Consider the following 12,779-nt stretch of genomic DNA (forward strand, 5'->3'; position numbering starts at 1 on the left):
CTCTATCCGGCAGACAGGTCTATTTTTGCTGTCAAAGTGTAGGCTTGTCTTTCGTATGCTCTGACTTGGCTTGTGGAGACCGTGTATAGCTCTGTCTCCGTGTATACTGTTCTAAGTGCCTGGTTGTGTTCTAGGAGTTTGACGTATTCTAGGCTGTCGCCCTTTATCTTTAAAACTAGGACTCCGCCCGAATTTGCCTTCCAAGATTGTATCGGTATGAATACTTCCCCAGTTGACGGGTCGAATGTAAATGCGTGGTGGTCTGATAATATGTTGGACCATGCATCGAGTGTTACAGTCGACTTTTCCTTTATGTTTGTGGGGTCGCTCACGTCGAATAGTGAGATTTTCAGTTTCCTGTCGTCTGTGAGGCCTACTCCTAGAAGAGTCTTGTCGTCTATGGGATGCAGGTACTCACTGAAGCCGGGAGCCTTAACGTAGCCAAGAACACTAGGTTTAGAGGGGTCTGAAACGTCTATAGCGAAAAGGGGATCCACTTGTCTATACGTTACAAGGTAGAATGTTTTGCCCACGAGCCTAGCTGAGTAAATTCTTTCCCCCTTAGCGATGCCAGTCAACGAGCTTCTTATCCTGAGGTTTTTGACATCTACAATGAATAAGGCGTTTTCTGACTCACCTATCCTGACAGTGTATACAACGAGGTGTGTAGATGGTGCAGGTGTGACTTGGGTCTCGTTGAACCTGATGACTTGTATTTTAGTCTGACCATCTGTCTGTATCTCTATTTCCATGGTTGTATTGCATGGCCTGTAAACAATCTCGATTACCCGTCCCATCTGGGCGTAGACCTGCCACCTAGATATTGTTGTAGCTACAATAAAGCTGTCTCCTACTTCTTCCATCGAGAACTGGTCCAGCACGTTGCCGTCTACTTCGAATTTTCCAAGGCTGGATACACGGAGCCCGTCTATGCCGAAGACATAGAAATACGTCTTGTCGGTCATTGGCTTTAGCTGTTCCATGACTTGTTTCACTATTTCCTCTGCCTTCTCGTAGCTCAATGCTGCCAGATACTTTTGCAGCTCGCTTAGGGCCTGCATGTATTGTCCCATGCTTATGAGACTTGATATGTTGGCTTTTACTTCAGTGGGTAGATAGTTTAGAGAGGCGTTTAGGAAGTAGCGATAGGAATCTTCACCAATGTTTCTCTGCACTGCGAGGTAAAGCCTTTCCCTACTCATATACATCCATGTTGAGGGGCTAGAGGTAAAGGCGAATGCTGTTCTCTTACCGGTGTCTATGTCCATTGCAACTATGACTATGTAGCTATTGGCGTATGGGTCTATTTTTGCTATGGAGCTTGGCGGGAGGGGCTGCCCGTCTATTACTGGAAGCTTGACTTCTAGTGGAAGCGTGGCGACGAGATATAGGGTATTGTTTAGAAGCCTAGATCCCATGGGCATCCCATAAATGTATGTTGAGTAAAGCAACTCGGGTTTGGCCGGTGTAGTAAGGGAGTATACGTAGATAGACGTGTTGGATGTGCCAGCTGATATAGGGACTTCGGGTCCCATTGAGCCTTGGATCCTTATCGAGCTGGCCGTGTAATAGACAGAAATAATGACTAGTTTGTCTCCTTGGAGGTATAGGCCGTAAACGTTGCTTTCCGCTAGATCTATAACGCTTACCACTCTCTTTTCCCGCATGCTTACGATGTTTACCTTTGAGCCACTTGCCACTGCAAGAATATCGCCATAGGCCTTGACAATGTCTGGCTCATCAATGCCTACCACTTGCACATTTGTTTTTGACGGAGTGCTCGGGCTTTGAGAAGTTTTTTCGGGTGTAGCAGGCGCAGTTGTTGCAGGTATTGTTTGTGTCTCGCCTCTAACCAGGTAAGAGGGGGGACCCATGTAGCCTTTGCTTGAGGTTCTCTCCTCAACGAATCTAAGAACCTCCTCTATAGACTGGAAGCTGTTCGCGCCGATTGGGTAGAACTCTAAGAGAGAATGCATAGTGGCAGTTTTAGTTTGGATTTTGGGGGTTTGGAGGTTTGCTGGACTTGTCGACCAGAAAAGATTTAGCATTATGGGTGTGGCTACGCCTAGAACTAGTAGCAAGACAGCAAGTGCCATATATTTACTTTCCATTTGCATCAAGAAGTATTTGCGCAGGGTGCTTATCACTGTATGTCTTGAACACTTTCGTTCAACATTTGAACAACCCATTGATTAATATAATGGAACAGTTGTCTAATGAATAGATGAGTGTAAAGGGCGAACTAGAAGGCACAGCTCTCAAAATATACATCTACCTCCTAGAGTCTAACGAAGATGCAGGGGTAAGAGAAATAGCCCGAGATCTAGGCCTCCCGGTAAGCACGGTTCACTACCATCTAAAGCGTCTAGAAGAGCTGGGCTACGTTGAGAAAACCACAGACGGCTACAAAGTTGCACAGCGGCTAAAGCTGAGAGACTACATTGTTATTGGTAGGAGGGTCATCCATAGATTTACCCTTTATTCTTTGTTCTTCCTAGGCTTTGCCATCGGTGAGGCAATACTTGTCATACAGTCTCAATCGATAAATCCCGACAGAATAGCAGTCTTGATAGCCACTCTCCTGGCTTCCCTTATATTTGGCATAGAACGCTTGAGGATAAAATGATGTCTCTATGCTTAATGCTTATGCTTCGGCTAGTTTAACTTTTCCCATTTAAGATTCTTCCCCACGAGATAAAGTAGCAGCCCTAGGGCTAGAATCATAGCGATTCTTGCGCTAGCTGGGGCGCTAATAGCTTCTACAATTAATCCTCCCAGCGAATAGCCAAGAGACCAAGAAAAATTAACTGTCCCCGATCCTAGAGACTCGTTGCCCTCATATGTCCTCGTAACGAGGCTTTGAGCCCTACTAATGAGTGTAGCGTTAATTACTCCTAAAGCAAATACTCCAATCAACTCGAGGAAGCCTCCCAGAGAAAAGAATAGAACAAGCCCCAGGAATAGTGCTACATATGGGTAAAGGTTCCCCTCGACCTCTCGTGAAGCATACTTAAGAGTATACTGTCCAATAAAGCCTGAAAAATAGTAGAGAGTCAATAGAAGCCCTGAATCCGTGGCTGAAAGCCCCACCTCAAAAGCTATGGGGACTGAGAGGGCAGGAAGAGCACTCTCAACTAGTCCCACGGTTAGGGCTAGAAACAACTCTGGAGAAAACTTAAAGCGGAGAACTTCCCTTCTTGGACCAGGAGATGGTTGTCTAAAATAATTGTCACCCGTTAGGAGAAGCAGGCCACCGCCAAAAATAGACGTTAACGTATAGAATAGGAATGGAAGAGCAACAGCAAGCTTTTGGAGGAGGGAAGCTATGAAGGGGCCAATTGTGAAGCCTAGGGAAGTAGCTATGAAAAGACGGCCTATGTCTACAATTCTCCTTTCACCCGAAGACCTGGAAACCTCGCCGATTATGCCAGACCAAATGAAAGCTTCGAGTATTCCCTCAATTATCCTTCCAAGGACTAGCAGACTTATGCTTCGACCCATTAGGAAGAGCAGGCCAGGAAAAATATTCAGCAACATGGCTAGTGGCACAATTCTCTTGAAGCCAAACCTGTCTACAATTGCGCCACCCGGGATATTGCATAATAGGTAGGTGAAGCCCCATGCACTAATAATTAGCCCTGTATGCTGTCCAAGGCCGATCGATTCTGCTAGTGCCGGAATTGTTCCAACAACGCTTCCAACCCCCAGCATAAAAATGAAGGAGGAAAGATACAGGATCATTTTCCCGTTCATTTATAGCTCACTCTTTTAGCAGCCTCATTGAACTCTTCCAGAGCCCTACTATAAAGTTCCTCGTTTCTTAGCCTACCATCGTAGACCAAGAGTTCACCGTTTACTATCACGTGTCTAACAGCTCTACATCCACCAGAGAAAACAAGGTTATCGAGAACATTTTCCGATGGCAACATAGAGGGAAGGGTCAAGTCAACTAAGACGAGATCCGCGTATGCCCCTGGAGATATTACTCCAAGCTTGCCGCTTGAATCGAGAGCCAGTCCGCCGTTCCTGGTAGCCATGTCAAGGGCGAGCTGTGCATTTACACGCCTGTCGAAGCCCTCTCTGGACCTCTGCATTAGGATAAAGGTCTTCATCTCGGAAAAAAGATCTAGAGAATCATTGCTCGCCGCTCCATCGGTTCCCAGCCCAACATTCAAGCCCTGATTAATCATTTTCAAGGCAGGCGCTATGCCATTTCCAAGCTTGGCGTTGCTCGTGGGACAATGCGCCACGTTCACGCCATGTTTTGCTAAGACCTGTATATCGATGGGGTCGAGGTTTACGCCGTGGGCAACGATAACGTCGGGCCCCAGAAAGCCTATCTTCTCAAGCATGCCCGTCTCACTTAAGCCAAACATCTTCCTAGAAAGCTCCTCGTTTACCATGCTCTCAGATAGGTGGGCGTGTAGCTTTAGCCCATTTTTTCTCGCCTCCTCGGAGGCTATCCTTAGCAATTCAGGGCTACTACTTGGGAACCCCACTGGCCCCAAAAGAAAATTTAATTGCCCCGTTGCCATTTTCTCCCTAGCCACCTTCAAGGCTTTTTTAACCTCTTCTTCTGGGTCTGCCACCTGTGTAAACCCACTAACCCCTGTTTCAGCTGTGTCCACAAGTGCAATGGCTTCGTAGAGCCTTATCCCAACTTCCCTCGCGGCGCTGACGATTGGCTCAACATTTCCCTCCATGTCAAGGAAGGTAGTCGTCCCGCAGAGAAGTCCCTCGATAAATGTAAGCCTAGCCGCCGCCCTTACGTGCACATCGTCCAGCTTCTCGTATTCCAAGTCAACTAGGCGTAGCCAATTCATCAATGGTTCGTCGAATCGCCCACGTAGGAGTACCTGCACCGAGTGCGTGTGGAGGTTGACTAGGCCTGGTAGAACCGCCATTTTACTAGCGTCTAGAACAAGGTCCGGCGTATACTTTTCTTTCAAGAGAGAAGACTTACCTATTTCCTTTATAATACCTCCAGATATGTAGATAGAAGTGTCTCTCAGTACCTCCCTTTTATCGTTCTGTGTGAAGACTATGCCAGCATTTTCAATGAGTATATTCATCCTTGTTCTCCTCCATCAACTTTACGGCATTCAAGACAATTTTAACCATTTTCTCGACGCCCTTCATGTAGTCTTCCTGTGAAAAAGCTTCAGGCTCAGCCACAAGGTTGTTTCCCATACAGAGAAGGATAGCTCCCGCCCTTTTCCTCCTCACCCTGCTGACTATGTATATTCCGCTCACCTCGTTTTCTACACATAGGACGCCCCCCTCAAGCCACGGGTCATATACGCTTCGTTTTGAGGGGGGCATTTCTCCTATCCATGTCCCCCTATAATACGCGTCATGGGTCCACACTATCCCCCTCTTAACGCCTATACCGAGCGACCTTGCAGAGTCCAACAGTGCACGTATAACGTAGTGGTCTCCCACAGCTGGATACTCGACAGGCAAATACTCTTTTGTAGCGCCGTCACCCCTCACCGCCGCTTCGGCAACGATGATATCGCCTGCATGCACCGATGGGTCTATTCCCCCACATGTTCCCAGCCTAATAAAGACCTCTGCACCAATATTTGCCAGCTCCTCGACAGCTATGGTTGCCGCGGGGCAACCGATACCCGTCGATGTCACAGATATACCGATGCCTTTCCATGTCCCCGTATATGTGACGTATTCCCTGTTCTCGGCTATCTTCCTAGCGCTGTCTAGGTAGCTAGCTATGAGCGGCACCCTTCCGGGGTCGCCTGGCAGGATTACATACTTTGCAACGTCTCCCGGTTTGCATCTAATGTGGTATTGCAGGCTCACAGCATTTAGACTATTAATAACCCGTTAAAAACTGTACACAAAAAATTATAAATAGAGCTTTGTCGAAACATATTTCGACAAACCATGAGCCAAGAAATAAGAGAAGTCTCTCCAACAGGAAAAGCAATAATCGCCGTCGTCCTTATCCCCACAATTGCCGCCCTAAATTACGTGGGCGGAGTCATTGTTGAAGCCCTAAAGGCTCCAATATGGGGAGACACCTGGGCAACAATACTTGGCACATTTATAGGAGGCTTCTGGGTAGGAGCGGCTGGAGGATTCCTCTACAACATAATAATGGCTCTCACGGTTTGGGGTCTCCCAAGCTGGGTATGGGGCTTCGCAAACGTAGCTATAGCAGCAATCGCTTGGTTCATGATGAAGATGGGATGGACCGATTTAAAGAAGCCGATGACATGGGTCATGATGATTATCCTCTACGGGCTTGTATATCCCCTATTCACGACAGCTATAAGCATCCTTGTCTTTGGCGGGGGACCCCTTTATAAGCCACTAGCAGCAGCTGTCTATGCTGGTGTGCTGTCCTCGACTGGAAACTTCTGGCTGGCAAACTATGTCCAGAATGCATTCACCGAAATAATTGACAAGCCCATCAGCTTCATAATCTCTGTGATTATAGCGCAACGCATACCGAAGAGATTCGTCCTTGCCAAATAAACAATAGGGGGCACTTCATTAAAATGGTTCTTTTTTGTAGTCTAAAACTATAAATGTATGTATGGGTGCTAGACTTCAATGTCGGTAGGAGTATCACTTCTAAAGAAGACCGCAGTAGAGGCAGAAACCTTTGTCCAGAGGCTTGACGGGCGCGTCAAATTCTTGTATTTCCTCTGGGCAACTATAATAGTCTATATTTTCTTCGACCCCATACTCAACCTGATATTCCTAGCCGTCACAATGGCTCTAGCAGTCTACGCAAAATGCTGGAAACCCATCGCTCTGACACTACTCATTATCGTAGTGCCATGGATACTATTCGCGGTTCCAATATTGGCTTTGCCGCTTGGATTCCCATGGAACAAAACAATAATAGGCTACATCAACATCCTTGGAAAGAACTACCCTGTCTACTTTGAGGGCTTGGGGTGGGGCGTCACCTGGCCCCTCCGCGTCTCAGTAGCAATTTCTACTGCGTTATTGTTCTTCTTGACAACTAACCAGGCCAAACTTGTCGCCACAATGTTCAAAATGAAGTTTCCCTTCAAGCTCATCTACATGGTGATAGCTACTTTCCAGTTTATTCCTCTCCTAGCTTCGGAAGCCAACACTATAATGCAGGCGCAGATCGCGAGGGGACTGAGGACAGACGTCGGCTTCGTGCAGAAAATAAAAAATTACCTGGCAGTCGTTATCCCACTAACCCTAAGCGCACTGAACAAGGTACAGATAAGAGCAATAGCCCTTGAGTCGAGAGGCTTCAGTGCACCCGTTAAGAAGACCCTCCTCTACGAGGCGAGTTTCACAAAGCTTGACTATGCCTTCCTCACGGCAATGATCCTCGTAACCGTTTTCCTTGCCTGGGTCTATATATACATAGGCTTCTCCCCCTTGACTCATCTTCCATGGATATGGTCTGGGTGAAGAACATGGAGCCGGTAATCAAGGTTGAAAACTTGACATATGCATATCCAACGAGCAAAGACTTTGTTCTCAAAAATATCTCATTCACCGTCAACAAGGGAGAAGTACTTGCAGTCATCGGTCCAAACGGGGCGGGAAAATCCACCCTACTAAAGGCTCTAAACGGCCTCGTGCCACACTTTTACGGTGGAAAATACGGCGGCAGGGTTATCGTATCAGGTTTCGAGGTTTTAAACACACCTATCTCAAAGATGTCGACAAAGGTCGGCTTTGTCTTCCAGGACCCAGAAGACCAGATCTCTGGACTCGCGCTAACCGTTTGGGAAGAGGTCGCCTTTGGATTGATGATGCTTGGATACCCACGAGAAGAAATAGACAAGAGGGTTAAAGAAGCAATAGACTACGTTGGACTTACTGGGCTCGAGAAGAGGTCTCCATTTGAGCTTTCAGGAGGACAGATGCAGAGACTAGCAATTGCGACTGTCCTAGCCCTTCGCCCAGAAGTCATAGTGATGGATGAGCCTACCGCCCAGCTCGACCCACTTGGCAAATACGAGGTTTTAAGCGTAATCGAGAAGCTGGCCGAGTCTGGCTCAACAATTGTCATTGCAGAGCACGAAATAGAGGAAGTCGTATACTTTGCAGACAAGATGCTTCTGCTAGACAAGGGTGAAGCCGTAGCCTACGGTGACACCAGAAAAGTTGTTACCATGGTTGAGGAGCTTAAGAGGCGCGGCGTAGACCCGCCGTCCGTCACAGAGCTGACAAGCCTCTTGAAAGAGAAGACAGGGGTCGATTTGGCTCTCCCTGTCACATTGGAGGAAGCTGTAAAGCTATACTCCGAGCTTTTGAGGTGAAAGAAATGAGTGAAATAATACGTGTAGAAGACGTATGGTTTAGATATGAAGGGGCAGACTTCTGGGCCCTAAAGGGAGTATCTCTAACAATAAAGAAAGGAGAATTACTCGCAATAATCGGCCAGAACGGCGGCGGAAAAACCACACTCGCCAAGAACCTAAACGGTCTCTTAAAGCCCACAAAGGGAAGAGTCATGGTTGATGGGCTAGACACAAAGACGGCCCCCACCCACGAGATTGTCAAGAGAGTTGGATACGTGTTTCAAAACCCCTCTCACCAGATATTTGAGAGCACTGTGTGGAAAGAAGTAGCCTATGGACCTACAAACCTCGGGCTATCACCGGAAGAGGTAAAGCAGAGGGTGGAGTGGGCCCTGAGCGAAGTGGGACTGCAGGGATACGAGCAATACAATCCATACGACCTAGACTATGGAAAGATGAAGCTACTAACGGTTGCATCAGTCCTCTCAATGAAGCCACAGGTACTCATACTAGACGAGCCCACAACTGGACAGGACCACGCTGGACGCCACCTGTTATCCAACCTCTCAAAAAAGCTGAACAGAGAAGGCTTCACGGTCGTGATAATTACCCACGACATGAGGTTCGTAGCTGAGACTGTAAACAGGGTAGTCCTCGTCTCTAACGGCGAGATACTCATGGATGGATCTACAAGAGAAGTCCTAAATGCCTTTGACGTACTTAAGAAGGCGGCGATAAAGCCGCCCCAAATAGTCCAGCTAGCAAGCGAGCTGAGAAAGAAGGGCATAGATATAAACGCTCTGACGGTAGAAGAGGCTCTACAAGAAATCTTAAATCATTATAAAGGGTAAAAGCCAACCCTATCTAATTTTATTTAAATCTAAACATCTGAATTATTTATATATTTCCGAGTCTCTCTGTGTTTTGTGACTTGGACTTATATGGATAAGACCGAAGCCTTCAGGAAGGATCCATCATACGAGTTCCTCAACCTGGCAAACAGGTACAAGGATACTGTGAGTTTCGGCATTGGTCAGCCATTCCATCTTCCACCAGGAGAGATATTCTCTGGCATAAAACCCTCCCAGAAAGATGTGTCAAGCTACTCTCCTGCCCTGGGCCTTCCGGAGCTCCGAGAAAGAATAGCTGATTTTCTAGGCCAAAAATACAAGGCAGACTTGAAGGCTGGAAACGTGGCTATAACTGTTGGGGCCACATCTGCCCTATTCATGTCTATGCTTCTATTGGTCAAGGACGAGACCAATGTTTACATTCCAGACCCGGGATTCCCGATGTATAAGGACGTAGCCTCATTCTTTGGGGGAAGAGTTACATATTGGAGGGCAAACTTCAATGATGACTTCAAGTGGGATTGCCAACTGGAGGCTATTAATAGCGAAGGCGGAGTCGTTGTCATTAATTTTCCAAATAATCCAACTGGGACAGCTGCATCTAGGGAAATGATGGAATGCTTGTCCGAGGCGTCCCGCAGGAAAAGATTCTTCATTATAAGTGACGAGGTTTACGAGGACTTCGTATATGAGAATAGACACTTTTCAGTGCTGGAGTTTCCTGAGTTGCTAGAAGGAGCCGTATATATTGGAAGCTTCTCTAAGACGTGGGGTCTCGCCGGATACAGGCTAGGCTACATGGTTGCTAGTGCAGAGCTCATAGAAAAGCTTGAAAACGTTGCAATAAGCATGTATGGTTCGCCACCGACCTATTCACAGTTACTCGCACTGAAGGCCCTGGATTACGGTCTTGGATGGTTTGAAAAGGTGAGAGAGATGTATAAGGCTAATAGGGATCTCCTAGTTGAGGGCTTGTCTAGGATTCCAGGCGTCGAAGCGTATAGGCCTGGGGGAGCCTTTTACGTTTTTCCACGCGTAAGAGAGCTGGCAAAGAGGCTGGGGGCGAGGAATTCCCGGGAGCTGGCCATTATGTTGCTGGAACGTCTAGGAGTGATCGCTTTGCCTGGAGACGCCTACTCTGAAAGCTTAGGAGCGAACCACTTAAGGTTCTCTTTCTCGCTTCCACGCGAAAAAATATTGGAGGGGCTAAATAGGTTAAAAAAGCTGGCCGAAGCCATTTAGGCCTTTTTTCTCCAATGGTTCAAAGAAACTCTCCACCAGCTACTAAGCAAACCTTTTATTCTTTACAACTCGCTAACCATGTGTCTACATCTAGGATAATCGTCGAGGGACTAGTAAAAAGGTATGGCGGCAAGACAGCAGTCAATGGTGTTTCGCTGAGAGTGGAACCCGGAGAAATATATGCGCTTCTCGGCCCTAACGGAGCCGGCAAGACAACCACGCTAAAGACCATTGTGGGTCTGCTCAGGCCTGACTCTGGCTACGTCCTTATCGACGGGGTAAATGTCCACGCTGACCGGGCCAGGGCTCTACGCAACATTGGATATGTCCCCGAAAACCCCGTGGGCTTCGACTACCTCAGGGTCCGAGAGTTCTTCGAGTTTGTGGCATCCTTGAGAGGTATACCCAGAGATGTTTTGAGGGAGAGGACAGAAAAGTATCTCCAGCTTTTCCAGCTTGAAAAGTTTGAAGACTCCTTTATGGGAGAGCTTTCCAAGGGAAATCTCCAAAAAGTCCTAGTTGTATCAGCCCTTCTACACGAGCCCAACGTTCTAGTCCTCGACGAGCCAATGTCAGGCATGGACCCAGAGTCCCAAATAGCATTTAAGGAGGTTCTAAGGGAGCATGCGGTTAAGGGTGGCGCAGTCCTCATCTCCAGCCACATGCTGGACACTGTGGAAAGATTTGCAACTAGGGTCGGCATCATAGCTGATGGCAAGATAATTGCAGAAGGGACACTGGAAGAGCTGAAACGGAAAGTGGAGGCCCGCGGGGACATTACACTTGAACAGGTATTCTTGAGAGTCCTTAAGGGGGTCTAGAGTGAGAAAAGCCCTAACAATATCCAAGTATCTTACACTAAATACTCTGAGCATTCTAAGGGCCGGTAAAGCTAAAGTAGCGCTAATATTTTTAGGAGCCCTGATAATCTCTTTATACCTTTTCGTTGTTTCCCTCACAATCCTCAACCCCTACGTCTGGCAAAACGCGAGAAAAAGCGTAGCTCTCCCTGGACTCAACAAGGAAAACGTTACAGAGACACTTGCAGTCTTCCAGACCCTCACATTCATTGCTATAGCCATGCTCCCCAGGCGTGACATAACAGTCTCAGAGCAGGCCGAGTACGAGGTCCTACTAACAATGCCTGTAACCATGCAGGAATACATGCTCGGGCGCTCACTCCACCTAATCACACAGTCAGTCCTCGTACAGTCAGTGTTCCTAGTGCCGGGAGCCTTCTATGTGGCGGCTTTTTCGGCTGGAAACACAGTCAAAGTTTTACTTTTCCCTCTTGCGCTTGTCCTCTGGATCACTTTCTCAGAGGCGTTCGAAGGCCTAATCAGCTACGTCAAAGTTGCGACGCAGAGAGAGAAAGAAATTAGGCTCTTTGCACTTCTGTATTTATTAACGGCGGGAGCCGAATACTTGTTCACTGGGAAGACTCCTATACTTTTAAAGGCCCCAACACTGCTAGCTGTACAGCCGCTTGTCCACTGCTTCACCATCAAAGAGCCTTCAAGCCTAGTCTTGCTTGAGACCATGCTTCTCGGAATTTTTGTCCTTGCTTTAATGGCTCTCCAGTACCTCGTGTCTTCCTACATTTATCCAGAAAAAGTAAAACCATTCTCAGCGAGGACACTAACTATCCGTTTAGGGATACGGCTACTAGACCTAGGCTTTTACTCTGAAAGACCAGAGGTAAGCATCTTGAAGGTGTCCCTGCTTAGACCTCTCCTCGGTATCCAGGGGCTCATACTATTTGCGGGACTCATTGTTTCTTATGTTGCTGGAATAGTTGTGAAGAAGCTTTTCCCCCTGCTTGACCCGTACTCACTCATAACCTTTGCTGTAATAATCATTTTAATGGTTATCATTATCGAGCTCCAGCTGTCTATACAGGAAGACCTCTCCCCGATATGGCTCTACAGGGTAAGCATGCCAAACCTCAAGCCGCTGGCAAGGGTGGCTGTAGCAAAGATCTCCCTCTATACTCTTGTATCCTTCCTTGCAGGCGGGCTCTTCCTCTTCAGCGTCACCGGCGACTCTGTGTCACTATTTTTGCCCCTTTTCTCGCTCCCATCGATCGTTCTCAACGCGGTATTCACACTTGGCTCGGTAGCACTAGTCATGACTAGGAGGAGAATTGTCAGGTTCTCCTCTAGGGGCTTCTACCTAGTTGAAGACATGCTTGCCCTCATCACCCTGGCTATTTCTATGTCTCTTTCAAGCCTAAGCGTCGCCCTTTTCCAGATGGTGTTCAGCTATCCCAGCCAGCTAATTCTCTTGTCTGCTGTGAGCCTCCCCATCTCACTCATCATCTACTTTATCGGAGCCGACATAATTGGAGACATGCTTACCACTAGGGACGTTGCCTCGTAAAGCAACACTTAAATTAAAACGGTTTTCTTAAGCCGAAAGGATGACT

Annotated in this window: 12 protein-coding genes; 8 read left to right on the top strand and 4 right to left on the bottom strand. The window is 47.4% G+C overall.

The window, feature by feature from the left end:
• Positions 1-2: 2 nt before the first annotated feature.
• The gene (locus tag QXT17_RS05755) at positions 3-2,096 is read right to left on the bottom strand and encodes a beta-propeller domain-containing protein (protein WP_342783116.1); all 2,094 of its coding nucleotides are present in this window, start codon (positions 2,094-2,096) and stop codon (positions 3-5) included.
• A gap of 128 nt (positions 2,097-2,224) precedes the next feature.
• On the opposite strand from QXT17_RS05755, the gene QXT17_RS05760 reads away from it, so the two are divergent.
• Positions 2,225-2,626: a winged helix-turn-helix domain-containing protein gene (locus tag QXT17_RS05760; protein ID WP_342783115.1), complete on the top strand. Its 402-nt coding sequence runs from the start codon at positions 2,225-2,227 to the stop codon at positions 2,624-2,626.
• Between the two features lie 29 nt (positions 2,627-2,655).
• Here QXT17_RS05760 and QXT17_RS05765 read toward each other — a convergent pair whose 3' ends face one another.
• The 3 genes from QXT17_RS05765 to QXT17_RS05775 are packed head-to-tail and all read right to left on the bottom strand — an operon-like array spanning position 2,656 to position 5,820.
• Entirely contained in the window at positions 2,656-3,753 is a 1,098-nt protein-coding gene (locus tag QXT17_RS05765) for an MFS transporter (RefSeq protein ID WP_342783114.1), read from the bottom strand.
• Entirely contained in the window at positions 3,750-5,072 is a 1,323-nt protein-coding gene (locus tag QXT17_RS05770) for an amidohydrolase (RefSeq protein WP_342783113.1), read from the bottom strand. Before QXT17_RS05770 ends, QXT17_RS05765 begins: the two co-directional genes overlap by 4 nt.
• The gene (locus QXT17_RS05775) at positions 5,056-5,820 is read right to left on the bottom strand and encodes a nucleoside phosphorylase (protein ID WP_342783112.1); all 765 of its coding nucleotides are present in this window, start codon (positions 5,818-5,820) and stop codon (positions 5,056-5,058) included. Before QXT17_RS05775 ends, QXT17_RS05770 begins: the two co-directional genes overlap by 17 nt.
• 84 nt (positions 5,821-5,904) lie before the next feature.
• On the opposite strand from QXT17_RS05775, the gene QXT17_RS05780 reads away from it, so the two are divergent.
• The 7 genes from QXT17_RS05780 to QXT17_RS05810 all read left to right on the top strand — a co-directional run bounded on the left by QXT17_RS05780 (position 5,905) and on the right by QXT17_RS05810 (position 12,733).
• Positions 5,905-6,498 (top strand): hypothetical protein, encoded by a 594-nt coding sequence (locus tag QXT17_RS05780; RefSeq protein WP_342783111.1) that lies wholly within the window; start codon positions 5,905-5,907, stop codon positions 6,496-6,498.
• A gap of 78 nt (positions 6,499-6,576) precedes the next feature.
• Entirely contained in the window at positions 6,577-7,422 is an 846-nt protein-coding gene (locus QXT17_RS05785; protein WP_342814457.1) for an energy-coupling factor transporter transmembrane component T, read from the top strand.
• A 5-nt stretch (positions 7,423-7,427) separates the two neighbouring features.
• Positions 7,428-8,279, top strand: coding sequence for an ABC transporter ATP-binding protein (locus QXT17_RS05790; protein WP_342783109.1), 852 nt, complete (start codon positions 7,428-7,430; stop codon positions 8,277-8,279).
• 5 nt (positions 8,280-8,284) lie between these two features.
• Complete coding sequence (locus tag QXT17_RS05795; RefSeq protein ID WP_342783108.1) at positions 8,285-9,112, top strand: ABC transporter ATP-binding protein; 828 nt, start codon at positions 8,285-8,287, stop codon at positions 9,110-9,112.
• A 75-nt stretch (positions 9,113-9,187) separates the two neighbouring features.
• On the top strand, positions 9,188-10,354 hold the full coding sequence (locus tag QXT17_RS05800) for a pyridoxal phosphate-dependent aminotransferase (protein WP_342783107.1): 1,167 nt from the start codon (positions 9,188-9,190) through the stop codon (positions 10,352-10,354).
• 80 nt (positions 10,355-10,434) lie between these two features.
• The gene (locus QXT17_RS05805) at positions 10,435-11,175 is read left to right on the top strand and encodes an ABC transporter ATP-binding protein (protein ID WP_342783106.1); all 741 of its coding nucleotides are present in this window, start codon (positions 10,435-10,437) and stop codon (positions 11,173-11,175) included.
• Position 11,176: 1 nt separating this feature from the next.
• The gene (locus tag QXT17_RS05810) at positions 11,177-12,733 is read left to right on the top strand and encodes a hypothetical protein (protein ID WP_342783105.1); all 1,557 of its coding nucleotides are present in this window, start codon (positions 11,177-11,179) and stop codon (positions 12,731-12,733) included.
• The last annotated feature ends 46 nt before the right edge of the window (positions 12,734-12,779 follow it).

Source organism: Thermofilum sp. (assembly GCF_038871435.1).
Lineage (GTDB): Archaea > Thermoproteota > Thermoprotei > Thermofilales > Thermofilaceae > Thermofilum > Thermofilum adornatum.

Coding starts and splice junctions, on each gene's coding strand:
- QXT17_RS05755 (WP_342783116.1), bottom strand. CDS start 2,096: ATGGCACTTGCTGTCTTGCTACTAGTTCTAGGCGTAGCCACACCCATA.
- QXT17_RS05760 (WP_342783115.1), top strand. CDS start 2,225: ATGAGTGTAAAGGGCGAACTAGAAGGCACAGCTCTCAAAATATACATC.
- QXT17_RS05765 (WP_342783114.1), bottom strand. CDS start 3,753: ATGAACGGGAAAATGATCCTGTATCTTTCCTCCTTCATTTTTATGCTG.
- QXT17_RS05770 (WP_342783113.1), bottom strand. CDS start 5,072: ATGAATATACTCATTGAAAATGCTGGCATAGTCTTCACACAGAACGAT.
- QXT17_RS05780 (WP_342783111.1), top strand. CDS start 5,905: ATGAGCCAAGAAATAAGAGAAGTCTCTCCAACAGGAAAAGCAATAATC.
- QXT17_RS05785 (WP_342814457.1), top strand. CDS start 6,577: ATGTCGGTAGGAGTATCACTTCTAAAGAAGACCGCAGTAGAGGCAGAA.
- QXT17_RS05790 (WP_342783109.1), top strand. CDS start 7,428: ATGGAGCCGGTAATCAAGGTTGAAAACTTGACATATGCATATCCAACG.
- QXT17_RS05795 (WP_342783108.1), top strand. CDS start 8,285: ATGAGTGAAATAATACGTGTAGAAGACGTATGGTTTAGATATGAAGGG.